The 17,039-nt window shown below is 57.2% G+C and carries 20 protein-coding genes; 19 read left to right on the plus strand and 1 reads right to left on the minus strand.

Features of this window, described 5'->3' with window-relative positions; genetic code table 11:
- Positions 1 to 2: 2 nt before the first annotated feature.
- From QP503_RS06840 to thiL, 11 genes are all read left to right on the plus strand, one after another.
- A complete protein-coding gene (locus tag QP503_RS06840; protein ID WP_285067820.1) occupies positions 3 to 1,118 on the plus strand; it encodes a histidinol-phosphate transaminase in 1,116 nt (371 codons plus the stop codon).
- Positions 1,115 to 1,732, plus strand: coding sequence for an imidazoleglycerol-phosphate dehydratase HisB (gene hisB / locus QP503_RS06845; RefSeq protein ID WP_006681668.1), 618 nt, complete (start codon positions 1,115 to 1,117; stop codon positions 1,730 to 1,732). The genes QP503_RS06840 and hisB overlap by 4 nt, the downstream gene beginning before the upstream one ends.
- Positions 1,733 to 1,764: 32 nt before the next feature.
- Positions 1,765 to 2,520 carry a hypothetical protein gene (locus tag QP503_RS06850; RefSeq protein WP_285067819.1) on the plus strand — a complete coding sequence of 252 codons (756 nt, stop codon included), beginning with the start codon at positions 1,765 to 1,767 and terminating at the stop codon, positions 2,518 to 2,520.
- 3 nt (positions 2,521 to 2,523) lie between these two features.
- Positions 2,524 to 3,159, plus strand: a complete 636-nt coding sequence (hisH, locus tag QP503_RS06855) for an imidazole glycerol phosphate synthase subunit HisH (protein ID WP_285067818.1) — start codon at positions 2,524 to 2,526, stop codon at positions 3,157 to 3,159.
- 30 nt (positions 3,160 to 3,189) lie between these two features.
- Complete coding sequence (gene priA / locus QP503_RS06860) at positions 3,190 to 3,918, plus strand: bifunctional 1-(5-phosphoribosyl)-5-((5-phosphoribosylamino)methylideneamino)imidazole-4-carboxamide isomerase/phosphoribosylanthranilate isomerase PriA (RefSeq protein WP_285067816.1); 729 nt, start codon at positions 3,190 to 3,192, stop codon at positions 3,916 to 3,918.
- A gap of 3 nt (positions 3,919 to 3,921) precedes the next feature.
- On the plus strand, positions 3,922 to 4,713 hold the full coding sequence (locus QP503_RS06865; RefSeq protein WP_285067814.1) for an SseB family protein: 792 nt from the start codon (positions 3,922 to 3,924) through the stop codon (positions 4,711 to 4,713).
- 381 nt (positions 4,714 to 5,094) lie between these two features.
- Positions 5,095 to 5,682, plus strand: coding sequence for a translation initiation factor IF-3 (gene infC, locus QP503_RS06870; protein ID WP_006681663.1), 588 nt, complete (start codon positions 5,095 to 5,097; stop codon positions 5,680 to 5,682).
- A gap of 42 nt (positions 5,683 to 5,724) precedes the next feature.
- Entirely contained in the window at positions 5,725 to 5,919 is a 195-nt protein-coding gene (rpmI, locus tag QP503_RS06875; protein ID WP_006681662.1) for a 50S ribosomal protein L35, read from the plus strand.
- Between the two features lie 24 nt (positions 5,920 to 5,943).
- Entirely contained in the window at positions 5,944 to 6,324 is a 381-nt protein-coding gene (gene rplT / locus QP503_RS06880) for a 50S ribosomal protein L20 (protein ID WP_006681661.1), read from the plus strand.
- Between the two features lie 33 nt (positions 6,325 to 6,357).
- Positions 6,358 to 7,191, plus strand: coding sequence for a TrmH family RNA methyltransferase (locus QP503_RS06885; RefSeq protein WP_103633635.1), 834 nt, complete (start codon positions 6,358 to 6,360; stop codon positions 7,189 to 7,191).
- Between the two features lie 79 nt (positions 7,192 to 7,270).
- Positions 7,271 to 8,260: a thiamine-phosphate kinase gene (gene thiL, locus QP503_RS06890; protein WP_103633574.1), complete on the plus strand. Its 990-nt coding sequence runs from the start codon at positions 7,271 to 7,273 to the stop codon at positions 8,258 to 8,260.
- Between the two features lie 103 nt (positions 8,261 to 8,363).
- On the opposite strand, the gene rpmB is transcribed toward thiL, so the two are convergent.
- Positions 8,364 to 8,555 carry a 50S ribosomal protein L28 gene (gene rpmB, locus QP503_RS06895; RefSeq protein ID WP_006681658.1) on the minus strand — a complete coding sequence of 64 codons (192 nt, stop codon included), beginning with the start codon at positions 8,553 to 8,555 and terminating at the stop codon, positions 8,364 to 8,366.
- A gap of 562 nt (positions 8,556 to 9,117) precedes the next feature.
- Here rpmB and QP503_RS06900 point away from each other — a divergent pair.
- The 8 genes from QP503_RS06900 to QP503_RS06935 all read left to right on the plus strand — a co-directional run bounded on the left by QP503_RS06900 (position 9,118) and on the right by QP503_RS06935 (position 17,015).
- A complete protein-coding gene (locus QP503_RS06900; RefSeq protein WP_179370482.1) occupies positions 9,118 to 10,785 on the plus strand; it encodes a DAK2 domain-containing protein in 1,668 nt (555 codons plus the stop codon).
- The gene (locus QP503_RS06905) at positions 10,782 to 12,938 is read left to right on the plus strand and encodes an ATP-dependent DNA helicase RecG (protein ID WP_285101441.1); all 2,157 of its coding nucleotides are present in this window, start codon (positions 10,782 to 10,784) and stop codon (positions 12,936 to 12,938) included. Before QP503_RS06900 ends, QP503_RS06905 begins: the two co-directional genes overlap by 4 nt.
- 63 nt (positions 12,939 to 13,001) lie before the next feature.
- Positions 13,002 to 13,583, plus strand: a complete 582-nt coding sequence (gene rsmD / locus QP503_RS06910) for a 16S rRNA (guanine(966)-N(2))-methyltransferase RsmD (RefSeq protein ID WP_179370480.1) — start codon at positions 13,002 to 13,004, stop codon at positions 13,581 to 13,583.
- Positions 13,584 to 13,685: 102 nt separating this feature from the next.
- Complete coding sequence (coaD, locus tag QP503_RS06915) at positions 13,686 to 14,168, plus strand: pantetheine-phosphate adenylyltransferase (protein ID WP_179370479.1); 483 nt, start codon at positions 13,686 to 13,688, stop codon at positions 14,166 to 14,168.
- Positions 14,169 to 14,195: 27 nt separating this feature from the next.
- Positions 14,196 to 14,912 carry a hypothetical protein gene (locus tag QP503_RS06920; RefSeq protein ID WP_006681653.1) on the plus strand — a complete coding sequence of 239 codons (717 nt, stop codon included), beginning with the start codon at positions 14,196 to 14,198 and terminating at the stop codon, positions 14,910 to 14,912.
- Entirely contained in the window at positions 14,905 to 15,453 is a 549-nt protein-coding gene (locus tag QP503_RS06925) for a YceD family protein (protein ID WP_103633578.1), read from the plus strand. Before QP503_RS06920 ends, QP503_RS06925 begins: the two co-directional genes overlap by 8 nt.
- 77 nt (positions 15,454 to 15,530) lie before the next feature.
- Complete coding sequence (gene rnc, locus QP503_RS06930; protein ID WP_103633579.1) at positions 15,531 to 16,259, plus strand: ribonuclease III; 729 nt, start codon at positions 15,531 to 15,533, stop codon at positions 16,257 to 16,259.
- Positions 16,260 to 16,400: 141 nt separating this feature from the next.
- The gene (locus QP503_RS06935; protein WP_040318714.1) at positions 16,401 to 17,015 is read left to right on the plus strand and encodes a response regulator; all 615 of its coding nucleotides are present in this window, start codon (positions 16,401 to 16,403) and stop codon (positions 17,013 to 17,015) included.
- Positions 17,016 to 17,039 lie beyond the last annotated feature (24 nt).

Genomic DNA, 17,039 nt, shown 5'->3' on the forward strand with positions numbered 1-17,039 from the left:
CCATGACGATTCTTCCGATTCGATCCGATCTTAAAGGACTCTCGCCCTACGGTGCTCCGCAGCTCAACGTTCCGGTGTGCCTGAACGTCAACGAGAACCCGTATTCGCCCTCCGAAAACGTGATTGCCGATATCGCTGAGTCCGTTGCCAAGGCGGCTGCGGGTCTCAACCGCTACCCGGATCGTGACTTCATGGAACTACGTGGCGCGCTCGCGGACTACCTAGAAAAAGAATCCGGTGTTCGTCGGCGTCCGGAACTGATGTGGGCAGCGAACGGCTCAAATGAAGTGATGGTGCAGATTCTGGAAGCATTCGGTGGCCCTGGCCGGACGGCCGTCAGCTTTGCTCCGACGTACTCGATGTACCACGAGTACGCGCGCGACACGAATACCGCGTGGGTGCAGGGGCGTCGCGATGATGACTTTACATTGAACCGCGCGTTCGTTGAAGAAACATTGAAAGCGCAGCGTCCTTCTGCTGTTCTGCTGGCCAGCCCGAATAATCCGACGGGCACAGCGTTGCCGTTCGAGGACATTGAGTGGATCCTGGACATCGCGCGCGAAAGCGGCCCAGAGATTGATGGCCAGACGTCTGCGTCGATCGTCGTTATTGACGAGGCCTACGGTGAATTCCGCAGAACCGGCACACCGTCATCTCTTGAACTCTTGGACGCGAATGAGCACCTCATCGTCAGTCGCACAATGTCGAAGGCCTTCGGCATGGCGGGCCTGCGCCTCGGCTATATGAGCGCCTGCCAAGAAATCATCGACGCGATCATGTTGGTTCGCCTGCCGTACCACCTCTCAACTCTTACGCAGGCAACGGCGCTTGCTGCTCTGCGCCACACGGATGAACTGATGGCACAGGTGGCCTCGTTGCGCGCCGAACGCGACCAGCTGGTCACGTGGCTGAAAGACAAAGGCTTCGACGCTGTCGATTCGGATGCCAACTTTGTCCTCTTCGGACGCTTCGATGACCGCGAAGCCATCTTTCAGGCTCTGCTTGATCGCGGAATTCTGATCCGAGTTGTCGGGCCTGAGGGCTGGCTTCGTGTCAGTATTGGAACACCTGAAGAAACCGCCAGCTTCAAAGCAGCACTTGAGGAGATCACGAAATGACGAACACCTTTGCTACTCCGCGTACCGCCGTCATTGACCGCGTGACGTCTGAGTCCTCGATCCACCTCGAGCTGAACTTGGATGGAACAGGCAAGAATGACATTTCCACGTCCGTGCCTTTCTACGACCACATGTTGACTGCACTGTCGAAGCACTCGCTGATTGACCTGACGGTGAAGGCGACGGGTGATATTGATATCGACGTGCACCACACGGTTGAAGATACGGCGATCTGCCTGGGTCTTGCGCTGAAGGAAGCGCTAGGGGACAAGCGCGGTATTCGCCGTTTCGGTGAGGCGACTGTTCCGCTCGACGAGGCGCTGGCTCACGCGGTTGTTGACGTCGCGGGACGTCCCTACATTGTGCATGCGGGTGAACCTGCCGGTCAGGAATACCACCTGATTGGTGGTCACTACACTGGTTCAATGACGCGTCACGTCTTCGAATCCCTGACCTTCAATTCCGGAATTTGCCTGCACATGAACGTGCTTGCTGGTCGCGACCCGCACCACATCGTCGAGGCCCAGTTTAAGGCGTTGGCACGAGCGCTTCGTGCTGGCGTTGAGCCGGATCCTCGCGTCGACGGAATTCCATCGACCAAGGGTGCGCTCTAAGCCGAGTCGAGCGTAGGTAGCAGAGGAGAGTTATGTCGCGTCGTGATGACGACTTCGATGCCGAGTTCGCGGATCTTGTCGCGTCCCTTGACGGCGAAGATTTAGGCAAGGAAACGCTTGATGGTGAAGCGTATGCCGACGATGTACTGGCGGCACACAATCTGGGAGAAAAGCCCGCTGGCGCAGATACGACGAGCGAGACAGACAACAGGGACGCATCGACCAAGGTGTTGAAAGATCCTGACGATGTCCCGGTTGATGAATCCCTCCATCTTGACGGTGGCAAGCTGTCGGTTGGTTTGGTTCTGGCCCCGATTCCATCGCCGGGCGCGCTTCACTCTCTTTTGGCTCTGTCTGGTTTGAAGCTCAGCGTCGTCCGTTTGAAGCCGTGGACGGCGATCTGGCAGCGCGTGGAAACTCAGCCGACTGACGAAGAAGAGTTGGATGCGTTGCTTTCCGGCCAGCGTCCCATGCCCGCTCCCATCGACGAGGCCGCCCGCGTTGTTTCACGCCTGTCCAAATATGGGGCGGTTGCTGTCATGTCGTGGCTGGTTGAAGGCGATGGGGTTGAACCCGGTGTTTCTGGTCGGATTACAGCCCAGCGTTATGTGAACGGACAGCCGGAGGAAACGATTCCTGCGGGTGTTTTACTTGGTGCAATGCCACAGGCAACCGAGGATCTACTGCTTGGACGTTCGACCCCCGAAGACTACGAGGACTCCGTGTCTGCGGATGGGACGAGCCGTAAGCGTCCGGGCGGTTTCTTTGGCGGATTGTGGAAGAAGTAGACGATGACGCACGTAGTTGTTTTTGACTATGGTTCGGGCAATGTACGCTCTGCGTGCCGAGCTTTGGAACATGTGGGCGCCGATGTTGAACTGACTGCAGACCGTGAAGCCGCATTGAACGCTGATGGCTTGCTGGTGCCTGGCGTGGGCGCGTTCCATGCGGTGATGCGCCAGTTGCGCGTAGCTGACGGCGAAAACATTATTGACATGCGTCTTGCTGGTGGGCGCCCGGTGATGGGTATCTGCGTTGGCCTGCAGATCATGTTCTCTTCGTCCGAAGAGAAGGGTGAAGGCGAGGGTCTTGGCCAGTGGCCGGGCGTGGTGAAGCGTTTGGACGCTGAAGTGGTTCCGCACATGGGCTGGTCACCGATTGAAGCGGCTACCGGTTCGGAGCTTTTCGCGGGAGTCGAAGACCAGCGCTTCTATTTCGTTCACTCCTACGGTGTCCATGACGATCCGACCGCGGCGTTAGCTGGGGGAGTGACCACCCCACCGTTGACGTCCTGGGCACGGCACGGAAATTCCCGCTTCGTTGCAGCCGTAGAAAACGGCCCATTGTGTGCAACCCAGTTCCACCCGGAAAAGTCAGGAGATGCCGGTATGACGCTACTGGCAAACTGGCTCGACACACTGAAGTAACTTCACGCAATAAACGATTAAAGGATTTCCATGAACGATCTGATTCTTCTTCCCGCCGTTGACGTTGTCGACGGACAAGCCGTTCGCCTGACCCAGGGTGAAGCTGGTACGGAAACACGCTACGGCCACCCGATGGACGCTGCGCGCTCTTTCGCGGATGCTGGGGCAACGTGGCTGCACCTCGTCGATCTGGATGCCGCATTTGGACGTGGGTCGAACGCTGCGCTACTTGCTGAGATCACTGCGAACGTGGATATGAATGTCGAACTGTCCGGTGGCATTCGCGATGATGAGTCGCTCAAGCGCGCTTTGGGAGCCGGTGCCCGTCGCGTGAACCTTGGTACCGCAGCTTTGGAAAATCCAGAGTGGACTGAACGAGTCATTAAAGAATATGGCGATCAGATTGGCATCGGCTTGGACGTGCGTGGAGATACCTTGTCTGCCCGCGGATGGACCCGCGATGGAGGCAATCTTTGGGAGACAATCGAACGCCTGAACAAGGCTGGTTGCGTGCGCTACGTGGTCACTGACGTGACGCGCGACGGCATGCTGTCGGGACCGAACGTTGATCTGCTTGCTCGCGTCTGCGGCGCAACCGACGCCGCCGTTGTGGCATCCGGTGGCGTGTCAACGCTGGACGATATTGCCACCCTGCGAGGTCTCGTTGGCGTTGGCGTCGAAGGTGCAATTGTCGGCAAAGCCCTCTACGCTGGCGCGTTCACGATTGAAGAAGCCCTGAAAGTTGCGCGGGGGCTTTAAACGATGAGTGAAACCACGGATTCTCGCCCAATCCCAGCTCTCGATGATGCGCAGAAGAGCCGGCTTGCTGCTCGGTTGAAGATGTCGAATCGCGATCGTGGTGACTCGGGTCAGATTCTCGAAGCGACGAGGCGTGCGCTGGCTCTTGAAGCGGATAGTGATAATGGCGCAGCCAGATTGGAAGCCCTCGCCGATGCTTTGGCTCACGATCGCGTGATTGTCCCGATTGCTGTTGAAGAGGATCCTCGTGTCACCGGAGGCCACGCAGGGTTTGACGGCGACGGACAGGCACCGACCGACTTTGTTCGCGTTGACTGCCTGGCAGGCAAGGCGATTGCCGTATTCTCTTCGGCCGATCAACTTCGGGCTTTCGATGCTTTCGCCAGACCTACCGCTCTCGCATTCCGGAGCGTTGCCCTTGCTGCGCTGGTGGAAACCGGAGGCCGAGTTGTCATGGATCCTGCTGGGTCCAACGTTGTGATGCCACGTCCCCTTGTCGCGGCACTTGCGCAGGGAGACACGTGGTTGCCAGCGTGGAAAGACCAAGAACTCGCCGAAGAGTTGAAGATGCTCGCGCAGGTAAGCCATAACGGAACCTCGCCGATCGTTGACGTGCAACTGACCTGCGGGGCAGTCGGAAACGTGACTGTCACCCTGTTCGTCAACGCCAATGCTGATCAGCGTGGGCTTAAAAAGTCGCTGATGGAAGCGGTGTCTGCTATCGGAGATTCAAAACGTCTTCAGGTATCAGCCGACAGGATTGAGATCGTTCCACGTTGGGTGAGCGTCGCATAGTCCGCATGTCGCATAGTCCGCACGTCGCATAGTCCACGTGTGTGAGCGATCCCATCTGCGCCGAAGTCACTGAAATTGGTGCGCTATCAGCGCAGATGTTAAAATCAAAGCAACCGTCTGGGCGAATGCCTGGAATGCAAGCGGAGTTTCCTCCCACCTGGATGCCCGCCTTGGCTTGCCAAGGTCCACGCAATTGGCGTGACGTGAAAGGGGATCGGGTTCTTCGGTAGACGTTTCGGCGTCTGCCAAATGGGCTGGCCTCCGTGCGCATGAAGTGCAACGGAGGCCATTTTCGTTGCTCTTCACGAAGTACCGTGGAAGGAGCCACTCATCAGCGAGACTCGCATTAACGAGCGCATCCGAGTTCCTGAGGTTCGCCTCGTGGGACCCGGAGGGGAACAGGTCGGCGTCGTTTGTGTTGAAGACGCCCTGCGCCTGGCCGAAGAGGCCGGCCTTGACCTGGTAGAGGTTGCCCCCGACGCTAAGCCGCCGGTTGCCAAGCTCATGGATTACGGCAAGTTTAAGTACGAAGCCGCCCAGAAGGCTCGCGATGCTCGCCGTAATCAGGCGAACACCCAGCTGAAAGAGATCCGCTTCCGCTTGAAGATTGACGACCATGATTTTGGCGTTAAGAAGGGACACGTTGAGCGTTTCCTTTCCCAAGGCGACAAGGTCAAGGTCATGATCATGTTCCGCGGACGTGAGCAGTCCCGTCCTGAAGCTGGCGTTCGCCTGCTTCAGCGTTTGGCTGAAGAGGTTGGTGAGCTCGCAACAGTCGAGTCCATGCCTCGCCAGGATGGTCGCAATATGACCATGGTTCTCGCGCCTACAAAACGTAAGTCTGATGCTTTGAACGAACAGCGCAAGCGTCGTGAAGCAGAGCGTAAGGAACGACGCGGTAAGCGTCAGGAACGCGCAATCAAGGACCAGGCACGTTCCGCAAAAGCGGACACCACGGACAAGAACTGACATTGACGCGTAAGCGTTGATGGAACAAAGAAGGAATAGCAAATGCCGAAGAACAAGACGCACTCCGGTGCGAAGAAGCGCTTCCGCGTGACCGGCTCGGGCAAGATCATGCGCGAGCAGGCCGGTGCACGCCACCTGCTGGAGCACAAGTCCAGCCGTAAGACCCGCCGCCTCGCCACTGACCAGGTCCTTGAGAACGCAGACGTTAAGCGCGTCCGTCGTCTCCTTGGCAAGTGAGCTTCGCAAAAGGAGATTTGAAACATGGCACGTGTCAAGCGTTCTGTTAACGCCAAGAAGAAGCGTCGTACAGTCCTCGAGCAGGCGTCCGGCTATCGTGGTCAGCGTTCCCGCATGTACCGCAAGGCCAAGGAGCAGGTCACTCACTCCTTCGTCTACTCCTACCGCGACCGCAAGGCCCGCAAGGGTGACTTCCGTCGCCTCTGGATCCAGCGCATCAACGCTGCCTCGCGCGCGCAGGGCATGACCTACAACCGTTTCATCCAGGGCCTCGGCCTTGCTGGTGTTGAGGTCGACCGTCGCATGCTCGCCGAGCTCGCCGTCAACGACATCAACGCGTTCAACGCGCTGGTGCAGGTTGCCAAGGATGCTCTGCCGGCAGACGTCAACGCCCCCAAGGCCTGACATACGGTGACTTTTCAGTCCGAGCGCCCGTCCATGCTCGCCAATCCTCACGCTGAACGCGTGAAGAAAGTGGCAGCGTTGGCCGGGCGCTCGGCACGTCGTAAGACGAATCTTCTGCTTGTTGAAGGGCCACAAGCAGTCCGCGAACTTCTGGCTTTTAGTGGCCAGCATGTTCGCGATGTGTACTTCACTGACGGTGCAGCGAGTCTGCATCCTGACGTGCACGCCCTGGCTTCTTCCGTGACCCGCTGGTGCCATATGATGACCGATGAGGTCGCTTCTGCGATGAGCTCTGATGCTCAGGGCATTATTGCCGTTGCAACACGTGACGCAGTGGTGTCCACGTTGCGCGATACTGCGCCTCGGCAGACATATGTTGTGCTCGCCCAGGGGCGCGATCCGGGCAACGTTGGTACCATCATCCGCACCGCTGATGCGATGGGATGCGCCGGTGTCATCGTCGTTGCGGGCACCGTCAATGTTGCCAGCCCGAAGGTCATCCGTTCCTCCGCAGGCAGTGTCTTCCACCTTCCGCTCATTGGTGTTCCGTCGTTCGACGAGGCCGCCCGGTTGCTCAAAACGCGCGGTGCGCGCCTGCTGGGAACCAGCGGCGGAGTGGGCACCGAAGACCTTGGGCAGCTGATGACTCAGGCAATCGCTGGGGGAGCGGGTCCTCTTGCCTCATCTCATGCGTGGGTCTTCGGCAATGAAGCGAAGGGCATGAGCCAGGCTGAACTCGATGCGTGTGACACTCTTGTCCGCATCGACATGACCGGTCAGGCCGAGTCCCTGAACGTGGCCTCTGCAGCCTCAATGTGTCTTTTTGCTTCTCAATGCGCGCGCTTGTCCAATGAAGCGCTGAAATAGTGTGCGCGGCCTCGTGAGTCAATGAGTGAATCAGGCGCCAGCTGTCCTTTTGTCGCCACGAACCAACTAGGCTTGAACCATGACGTTGGTAAGTGAATGCTCGGAATCTGAACTCATTCGTCGCTATCAGGAAGTTCTTCCCGTTGGTGAACGCACCATGATCGGAATCGGCGACGACTGTGCACAGATTGCAACCCCTGAAGGATCGTTCGTCGTATCGACGGATGTCATCGTCGAAGACCAGCACTTCCACAGGTATTGGTCCGACGCTTACCAGATTGGTGCTCGCATTACCGCGCAGAATCTTGCAGATATTGCCGGTATGGGTGGGTACACGTCATCGATCGTTATCTCTGTTGTGCTCACTCCTGACACCGAAGTCGAATGGCTGATCGACGTGGTTCGAGGTATCGGCGATCGTGCTCGCGAAGTCGGTGCCGGCGTCGTCGGCGGTGATATGTCGGCGGGAGAAAAGATGGTGCTGTCGATGACCGTCATGGGCTGGTGCGAAGGCGATCCCGTGGTGCGTTCGGGAGCGAAACCTGGTGATGTGATCGCGGTGAGTGGTCGAGTTGGCTTCTCGCACGCCGGCTTGGATCTGTTGCTGGGCGAGCACATTGACCCTGCAATTCGTGACGACGAGTCAATGGGGATTATGGCTGAAGCCCTCAACATGTATCGCGCTCCCGAGCCACCGTTGGAGACCGGGCCAGCTGCTGCGCGCGCCGGTGCCCACGCAATGATGGACCTATCTGATGGCATTGCTATGGATGGCACACGTATGGCGAAAGCGTCTGGTGTGATCATTGACCTCGACCCGACTGCGTTGGAACGCGAAGCAGATCCGTTGCGTCAGCTCGCCGAGATCTGCGGTGTGAACCCGGTGGAATGGGTCGTCTTCGGCGGTGAAGACCACGGCATGATCGCTGCCTTTGGGCCAGATGCGACCATTCCCGAAGGATTCCGCATTGTGGGACACGTCCGCGAGGTCGGTGAAGGGGAAAACGCGAATATGTTCCTGAACGGCCGCCCCTTGCGTGGGAAGTGGGATCACTTCAAGAATGAGTAAGAGGCGCTCGAGGTGAAAAAGTCTGGCTCGCAAGGGCATCCTTGCGAGCCAGACTCATAAAGTGTGGTGACCTTTTAAAGGTCATCCAACAGGTGTGCGGCTATCAGATAGCGCGCTGAACCTTGTCGGATTTCAGGCACTTGGTGCACACGTTCAGGCGCTTCGGGGTGCCCTCAACAAGGGCGCGAACGCGCTGAATGTTCGGATTCCAGCGGCGGTTGGTGCGAACGTGAGAGTGTGACACGCTCTTGCCGAAGCCGGGTCCCTTACCGCACACGTCACAAACGGCAGCCACGATGATCTCCTCGGTTGTCAAAATAGGTTATTCCCGTTTTCACAGGACAGTATTGAGCGGTGTAGTCCACCGCAGGCAACTATGAAAGATTAACGGATTAACGCCTTCAACTCCAAGTTTTGCGCCCTTTGTGGGCTGTCAGGTAGCCCACATTCGTTGATAGAGCGCGGATTGTGTGCGGCTCGCGGCAGGGCCGCGTAGCGGCTTGAAGGCTAGAGCGGGGCGTGCAGCATCCTAGTATTGCAGTGTGGTTTCTACGACGGTGATGCAAGCGACGGCTCAGTAGGTGGCGAGCTGTGCGGTCTGGGTATCCGTCCGTGCATTCCTCGTCCATGGCAAGGCCCTGCCTGCAGTTCCGGTCGTGTGAGGCGACATTGTGGGCTCTGTGGGAAGGGGACTGTCGCCTCGTATAACTTGGGGGAGCTAGGCATTCAAAAACTAGTGTGAGCCGTGGAGTACGAAGCGATAAAAATGCAACGATTGTCGGGCTTAGATGTGTCTGGCACGCCGAACGCTGATCCCTGAACGATAATGAACGCAAAGCTAAACGGATGGAGCAAGAGTGGAACTGAATGCTGGGACTGTCGCCTCCCTGTTGCGGGTGGCAGCACATGAATCTGCCACGCTTGCTCAGTTCCTGAACGACCTCGACGGGTGGGACGGCTCAGACTGCGATACCGGCACGAACGCTGCACATACGCTGGCCTCCATGGCAAGCGCCGTCGAACGTCTAGATCCGGTCTCGTCGTTTGCTTCCGGGCTTGAAGCCGCTGTTGACGCTGGCATCATCCTTGCCCAAGGGCATATTGGCGTCATCATTACTGCTGTTCTTTCCGCATGGTCACAAGCCCTCAATGGTCCAGGTCAGATCACGCCGATTCAGCTTCGTCGCATGCTGTGTACACCACATGCGATCCAATCCGATTCCCATGTCACTGACGTTTTGCGTCGAACCCACCTGTCGAATGCGATCGTGATGGTCTTGGATACAGCCAGAACCGCCGCCACTGATTTGGGCGACACGATTGAAACAAACGAATACCTGGTCTCGTGGTACTCACTCGCAGCTCAAGAAGGCCTGATTGGCGCCACGAATGAGAGAACAGGGCGTATCGACGCAGGCGCATCCGTCCTGACCATCCTCTTCGCCTGCTTTGACTCGGTTGTTTCAGGACAAACATCAGTACTCGAGTCGCTCGCTCATATGCTCAGCGAATTAGCGGAAAACAACGGTGATATCCCCAGTCAGAACATTCCCGCCCCGAACCGCGCATTCAGTGTCGATATCGTCTGGCAAGCGACTGCAACAGACGCAGACCACTTTTTCACTTCCATTGAACTCATGGGAGCACGCCTTTCCTGCGTTGGAACGCTTGATCCATTCGGCGTAGGAATGTGGCGCCTACACATCGATACGTCCGCCCCTCTTTCAGTACGCCCCAAGACTGGATGCCTTATCAGATTCCAAGTCGCTGACGCGCGTCCAGATGAGATGCTCGGCGTCGACGAGCTCGCCGAAGAAGGCATTACCCACCGCGGTGTTCGCCTTCTCGAACGGCGCCCCATGCGACGAGTCGAACGCGCCCGAGTCCTTGTATGCACCCGAGCTCCCGGATTGATTGAAGATGCCGCCAGAACAGGTGCAATCGTTCTATACAATCCCAGCGCCCAAGACGGGGCGGGAATCATGGAAATTGCCACGTCCTCATCGACGGGCGTCAGTCTGTTCGTGCCGTGTGACGATGAGTCTTCAACACTCGGCACTATGCTTGCCTCTCGTCTGAACGCGACCCAATCCCCGTTTGACCCCAAGCCTGCAGGCGCCACCTCGTCAAACGACGCCATCATTGTGGTGGCGCAGTCGAACGACGAACTGTCAGCGTTCAACGTCGCGCAAACATGCGCCGGCTACTTCGTCCCGCAACCCGGCGGGCACAAAGTGGGGCCAACAATGGAACGCCTACTCACCCAAGGGGCGACGCAAGCGCTTGAAAACCAGGTGACCTATTCGCTCGACTCAGACGATGACCTTGCTATTTCGCAGGTGGTCGCCGACATCGCACGCAGGAACCCCACGCAGTTCCGCCTGCTCCTGTCCGCACACGACGGTCCGGATTTGGTTGGACTTCTCCGGCAATTGGTGATGCACGCTGACTGTCTCCTCGATGACATTGATGTGATCGATGGGGGACAAGCGGGTCGAAGCCTCATAGCGGGCATGTGGGCATGAGCGAACTCGATACCCCCCTTTCTCTTCGCCTCCCTGCGTCAACCGCGCGCAAACTCGCAAAAGCAGGGTTTGAAACCGTTGAAGACCTGCTTCTTTGTGCGCCTCGTCGCTACTACCACTGGGGCGCACTGACCCCGATGTCGATGCTGCACGAAGGCGAAGATGTCACGATCCTCGCTCAAGTTGCACGAGCACACCTCGTTGCAAACCGAAGCCGTCAGGGCGTTCGCCTCGAAGTACAACTGACCGACGGCATCACCACGATGAACGCGACCTTCTTCGCGCACAATGAATACAAACTCGCCGTCCACCAGCGCCTCTTGAAACCCGGAGCCTCGTTTCTTTTCGCCGGAAAAGTCGGATCCTACCGCGGTACCCTTTCACTGGTACATCCCAGCTTCGAAGGAATGGATGACGCCAGCGACTCAGCAGAAGAACGCTCCCAACGGCCCATCCCGATCTACCCGACAAGCGGGGGGATCACCAGCTGGATCATGGCACGTAGTATCACCATGATTCTCGATTCTCTGGACGATGAATCGATCGACGACGTGATCCCGGCCGACATCCGAGAACAACGAAAACTGCCCAATCGTGCCACGGCTTTGAGGATGCTCCACCAGCCATCTACCGACGACGACTACAAACAGGCGAAAACCACATTCGCGTTCGAGGAAGCTTTCACCCTTCAGTGCATCCTGGCCGGACGACGCTACGGGGAACGCTCTTTAACTGCGCCTGCGTGTCCGCTCACCTCATCGCACGCAGTCAGTGAATTCATTGCATCGCTTCCCTTCACTCTGACCGACGCCCAATCACGCGCGCTCAAAGAAATCGACGCCGACATGGGCCAGGCCGCCCCCATGCAACGACTCCTTCAAGGGGATGTGGGTTCAGGGAAGACCGTTGTTGCGCTCGCAGCATTGATTGCGGCGGTTGACGCTGGACACCAGGGTGCCCTGGTGGCGCCGACTGAAGTGTTGGCCAGCCAGCATCTTGAGTCGATGCGCGCGTTAGTACAGGGTGTCATGGTCGATGGGAAACCAGTTGATATTCGTCTGCTGACCGGTTCGACACCGCCTGCCGCGCGTCGCGAAATAAGCGCGCTCATTGAATCGGGGGAGCCACTGATCGTGGTGGGGACTCACGCTTTGTTCTCTGACAGTGTTGCTTTCAAAGATCTCGGCGTTGTGATTGTGGATGAACAGCATCGTTTCGGCGTTGAACAGCGCGACACATTGCGCACCAGCGGTGATGGGCATAGCGCACACCAGCTGGTGATGACGGCGACTCCGATTCCTCGTACGGTCGCGATGACGGTGTTCGGTGATCTGGAAGAGACGCGCATGGCGGGGATGCCTGCTGGTCGTATGCCGGTGCAGACGTTCCTTGTTGATAGCGCGAATTCGGTGTGGATGGAGCGCTTGTGGACTCGAGCGCACGAAGAGATTGAGCGCGGTGGGCGTGTCTACGTTGTCTGTCCGCGTATCGACGAAACGGATGAGGTCACCGACGTTGAAGGAGAGGGAGCGAATCGCCCCCCGCTTGCGTCGGTCGAAAAGGTCAGTCAAACCCTGCGCCGTCTTCCTGCTCTTAGAGCGCACCGGATTGAAACGTTGACGGGCCGCACTCCGACAGCGGAAAAAACACAGATCATGGAGCGTTTCGCATCCGGAGAATCGCCGATTTTGGTTTCTACGACCGTCATCGAAGTGGGCGTGGACGTCAAGAGTGCGACGATGATGGTGATCGTTGACGCCCAGCAGTTCGGCTTGGCGCAGTTGCATCAGTTACGAGGCCGCGTCGGCCGTTCGTCGATGCCATCTGTGACGATGGCGGTTCATCGTAGCGATTTGAATCCGGACTCGATGGCGCGTCTTGAAGCATTTGCATCAACGACGGACGGTTTTGAGCTCGCAGAAAAAGATGTTCAGCTCCGTCGTGAGGGAGATGTGTTGGGAGCTGGGCAGTCCGGTCGCAGTTCGCACCTGCGTTTCCTTTCTGTTCGACGTGACGAACGGATTATTTCTCACGCTCGCAGCGATGCGTTGCGGATTATCGAAGAGGATCCGAAGCTGATGAATCATCCGGAGTTAGCATGTGCTTTGAGGCGCTTGTCGGCTGATTCTCTTGCTTGGATTTCGATGAGCTAAAGGGTACTACCGTGGTGATCCCTGCAATCTGGGCATTGTGCTTCGCCCGTTAGACTATGGGGCATGACTCGAATCGTTGCAGGCTCAGCCAAAGGTCGCGTGCTGAAAGTTCCCGCGAAGGGGACGCGTCCAACATCGGAACGCGTCCGCGAGGCGCTGTTTTCTCGCCTGGAACATATGAACGTGGTTGAAAACTGTCTGGTTCTTGACCTTTATGCCGGTTCGGGAGCATTGGGGTTAGAAGCCGCGTCACGAGGTGCCTCGCGCGTGGACTTGGTTGAAAAATCGGCACCGACAGCGCGAATCATTGCTCACAACATCCGCGCAACCGGTCTGAAAGCGCGGGTTCATACTGCCTCGGCGACCACTTTCTTGAGGGCGCGTGATTTTGAGACGCTCAGTGGAGAGTTTGATCTTGTGTTGCTTGATCCTCCCTATGACGTGAGCGAAGAAGATGTGGCGGAGGTGCTCTCACTTCTTGGACCGTGGATCACCCCGGATGCGCTTGTCGTTGTTGAGCGTTCCAGCAGGTCACCGGAGCCTTTGTGGCCGGATTTCCTTGTGAAGGAAGATCAGCGGACGTGGGGTGAGACCGTCGCATGGTTTGCCGGTCCGCCCGTGAAAGCCGAAGAAGAGAGCGACTGAGATCTCGGATCAATTCATTGAGCATCATCGGTAATCCCACCGAGCAACGCTTGGGGGATACTATCGACTTCAATATCCTCGAGCTACTAGAACAGGACGACAATGCGAGTTCTTTTTGCGGGATCATTTGATCCCATCACCATCGGCCACGCCGATATCATCACCCGCGCTGCCTCCTTCGCCGACGAACTGGTTGTTGCTGTGGGCATAAACCCTAAGAAGAAATACATGTTCGATCAGGACAAGCGTGTCGACATGGTGAACGCTGTCGTGGCTCAACTGGGGAACGTGCGCACCGTGAAAATGGAAGGGACGCTGATCGACTGCGCGAAGTCGAACGATGTTTCTTTCATTGTTAAGGGCGTTCGTAGCCAAAGCGATGTTGATACCGAGCTTGCCCAGGCCGCGGTGAATCGTGACCTTGGAGGGGTGGAAACTCTGTTTATTCCCTCCCTCCCAGAGCTTTCGCTGGTGTCCTCATCGATGGTTCGTGAGCTTGTCCACCTGGGATTAAGCGTTTCTCGGTATGTTCCGAACGAAATTGAGCCGTTCGTAGCGCAAAATAGAGCAAAGAAAGGTCACTGAGACCGCTTCAACGATCTGGAGGACACAATGTCGGATCCCGTAACGCCTGAACCCAGCGAAAACGAGACGTGGGATGAGAACACGGTTTACGGACCGTCGACCGTCATTGCTGCTCTCGATCAGATTGAGGCCCTCGTCGAAGATGCCCGCGCTGTTCCGCTTTCGGCAATGATCATGCTGAACCGCGCGGAGATCCTGGATCTTCTGGACCAAGCACGTGAAGCGTTGCCGGAAGATCTGGTTGCTGCCGACGCTGTTGTTGCTGATGCCGATGCCGTTTTAGGGCGCGCAGACACCGCTGCCGAAACGACTATTGCTGAAGCTAATTCTCGTGCTCAGTCAACTCTGGACGAAGCCGAAGAAAAGGCGAAGCACATCGTCGATTCTGCGAACGAACAGGCTGAACGCACGGTTGCTCGTGCGAACGAAGAAGCTGAGGCTTCCGTGAATCAGGCTCGCTCTGAAGCTGAAGCGATCCTGGTCGATGCTAACGAGCAAGCGAAGCGTCTGGTTTCCAGCGAGAACATTACTCGTATGGCCGAAGATCGTGGTCGTGAGATTGTTGGTCAGGCTCGTCAGCAGGAAGAAGAACTGCGTCTGGGCGCTGACGACTATGTTGCGAAGTCGCTGGCTGAGCTGTCGGGTATGTTGGCGGATCTGCAGCGTCGCACCGAGGCCGGTCGTCGTGCCATCGCAGAGCGCCAGGGCATCGACGTGACTGACATTGACCTCGACAATGAGTGACTCTCCTCTTGTCATCTCGTTGGTGACACTGTCGCGTCAGATTGGTTCTTTCCGCCACGAGGATCTGCATTGGGTTGCGCCCGATGATTTGGGGACTCCGTCAATGGGGGTTGAGCCGGGCACTCCTTTAGATTTTGGGGTTGATCTGACCAGCGTTGATGATGGCGTATTGGTTCGCTTGACCACCAGTGTTGACCTAGTGGGCGACTGCGTGCGCTGTCTGGATCCGGTCAGTGTTCACCATGATATTGATACGTCGGATGTCTTCTTTGAAACGGCTCCCGTGGCTACAGATGAGGACGACGAAGCCGATGACGTTCGCTTGATTGGTCAGCGTGACACGATCGATCTGGAGCCGATGATTCGCGATTCGATCGTGACGCTGGTGGATGATCGTCCACTGTGTCGGCCTGATTGTGGAGGCTTGTGTGACGTGTGCGGGCAGAAGTGGGATGAGCTCCCTGAAGATCATGAGCACTTCCAGGTGGATCCGCGTTTGGCTTCTCTTGCTTCTCTTTTGGATCAGGCCAAAGACAACTAGGACTACTATCGGTGCCCAAGCACGCTAGGGCGGCTCCTCACCGCACAATTGTATGAACAGAAGTTGAAGACGGACGTATGTCGCATAAGAAGAAACTCCCAGTTCCCGCCAATACGGACTACGACCAGCTCATGGAACGTTGGGGATCGAGTGTCGATCCTGAACTTCTGCTACTTGCCCTGACTCACCGTTCATATGCGAACGAAGCCGGGGGGTTGCCGAATAATGAACGCCTCGAGTTCTTAGGGGACGCGGTTCTGTCAGTAACGACCGCGGATCGTTTGTTCCACGACTACCCGGATGTCACGGAGTCGTCTTTGTCGCAGATGCGCGCTTCAACGGTTTCGCAAACTCCGCTGGCGCAGGCTGCTCGTCGTATTGGGCTTGGGGATTTTATTTTCCTCGGTAGGGGAGAGGCCGCTTCTGGTGGCAGTGACAAGGATTCGATCCTTTCCGACACATTCGAGGCGCTGATCGGGGCGACGTATCTGACGCACGGTATGGAGCACACGCGAGCCGTTGTGCTGGCCAATCTTGAGTTCCTTTTGAGCCAGGCCGAGGTACGAGGCTCTCATCATGACTGGAAAACCTTGCTTGTCGAATATGCGAAGGCGCATAACCTTGGTGAAATTCGCTATGAGGTTGAAGGTTCGGGCCCGGATCATAACCGTTCTTTCACTGCGACCGTCTTCGCGTCGAATGTTGAAGAACCTTTGGCTGTTGCCAGCGCATCGTCGAAGAAGCACTCCGAGAGCGCGGTTGCGCAACAGGCTATGGAGCTTCTTTACTCTCGCCTTGGTGACTAAGAAGCGACCAAAGGACGAAGAATCATCGCAATTTAACCGGTTCTTTGCGGCGTCTTGCCCGACCGTTTGATATAGGACCTAGGGCTTGTCTAGGATATGACTGTGACTGAAAACCCCAAGAATGCCAAGACTACTCGCGTCATGATCATCGATGATCATGAGATCGTTCGACGCGGTATTGCTGAGATTATTGATCGCGATGATGCCCTTGAGGTCGTTGCTGAAGCAGGTAGCGTCGCTGACGCCGTGCGTCGCGCAGATCTGGTTCGCCCAGACGTTGTTCTGGTTGACCTTCAGCTTCCCGATGGTACGGGTATCGATATTCTGAAGCAGCTTGCGGTTTCGCATCCGGAGATCCTGCCGATCGTGCTTACCTCGTTCGACGATGATGAGGCTTTGGCTGAATCTCTTGAAGCTGGTGCGCACGCTTACGTGTTGAAGACCGTGCGCGGTGCAGAAATCACGGACGTGATTAAGGCTGTTGCTGCTGGTCGTATTCTGCTGGACGAGCGCACGATCACGCGTCGTCGCGCTGATCATGATGATCCGACTGCTGACCTGACTCCGTCAGAGCGCAAGGTTTTGGAACTGATTGGTGATGGTCTGTCGAACCGCGAGATCGGTGAGAAGCTGGGCGTTGCAGAAAAGACCGTGAAGAACCACATCACGTCGCTTCTGTCGAAGATGGGCTTGCAACGTCGCACTCAGGTGGCAGCGTGGGTCGCTGGCCAGCGTGCGGCCGCGTGGAGGAACTAAAGCTTCGTTCTTTCTTACTGGTTA

It is taken from the genome of Pauljensenia sp. UMB0895, assembly GCF_030218905.1.
In the GTDB taxonomy this organism is placed as follows: Bacteria; Actinomycetota; Actinomycetes; order Actinomycetales; family Actinomycetaceae; genus Pauljensenia; species Pauljensenia turicensis_A.

Excerpts from the sequence above, each read along its gene's own strand:
- QP503_RS06840 (WP_285067820.1), top strand. The coding sequence starts at position 3 with ATGACGATTCTTCCGATTCGATCCGATCTTAAAGGACTCTCGCCCTAC.
- hisB (WP_006681668.1), top strand. The coding sequence starts at position 1,115 with ATGACGAACACCTTTGCTACTCCGCGTACCGCCGTCATTGACCGCGTG.
- QP503_RS06850 (WP_285067819.1), top strand. The coding sequence starts at position 1,765 with ATGTCGCGTCGTGATGACGACTTCGATGCCGAGTTCGCGGATCTTGTC.
- hisH (WP_285067818.1), top strand. The coding sequence starts at position 2,524 with ATGACGCACGTAGTTGTTTTTGACTATGGTTCGGGCAATGTACGCTCT.
- priA (WP_285067816.1), top strand. The coding sequence starts at position 3,190 with ATGAACGATCTGATTCTTCTTCCCGCCGTTGACGTTGTCGACGGACAA.
- QP503_RS06865 (WP_285067814.1), top strand. The coding sequence starts at position 3,922 with ATGAGTGAAACCACGGATTCTCGCCCAATCCCAGCTCTCGATGATGCG.
- rpmI (WP_006681662.1), top strand. The coding sequence starts at position 5,725 with ATGCCGAAGAACAAGACGCACTCCGGTGCGAAGAAGCGCTTCCGCGTG.
- rplT (WP_006681661.1), top strand. The coding sequence starts at position 5,944 with ATGGCACGTGTCAAGCGTTCTGTTAACGCCAAGAAGAAGCGTCGTACA.
- QP503_RS06885 (WP_103633635.1), top strand. The coding sequence starts at position 6,358 with ATGCTCGCCAATCCTCACGCTGAACGCGTGAAGAAAGTGGCAGCGTTG.
- thiL (WP_103633574.1), top strand. The coding sequence starts at position 7,271 with ATGACGTTGGTAAGTGAATGCTCGGAATCTGAACTCATTCGTCGCTAT.
- QP503_RS06905 (WP_285101441.1), top strand. The coding sequence starts at position 10,782 with ATGAGCGAACTCGATACCCCCCTTTCTCTTCGCCTCCCTGCGTCAACC.
- rsmD (WP_179370480.1), top strand. The coding sequence starts at position 13,002 with ATGACTCGAATCGTTGCAGGCTCAGCCAAAGGTCGCGTGCTGAAAGTT.
- coaD (WP_179370479.1), top strand. The coding sequence starts at position 13,686 with ATGCGAGTTCTTTTTGCGGGATCATTTGATCCCATCACCATCGGCCAC.
- QP503_RS06920 (WP_006681653.1), top strand. The coding sequence starts at position 14,196 with ATGTCGGATCCCGTAACGCCTGAACCCAGCGAAAACGAGACGTGGGAT.
- QP503_RS06925 (WP_103633578.1), top strand. The coding sequence starts at position 14,905 with ATGAGTGACTCTCCTCTTGTCATCTCGTTGGTGACACTGTCGCGTCAG.
- rnc (WP_103633579.1), top strand. The coding sequence starts at position 15,531 with ATGTCGCATAAGAAGAAACTCCCAGTTCCCGCCAATACGGACTACGAC.
- QP503_RS06935 (WP_040318714.1), top strand. The coding sequence starts at position 16,401 with ATGATCATCGATGATCATGAGATCGTTCGACGCGGTATTGCTGAGATT.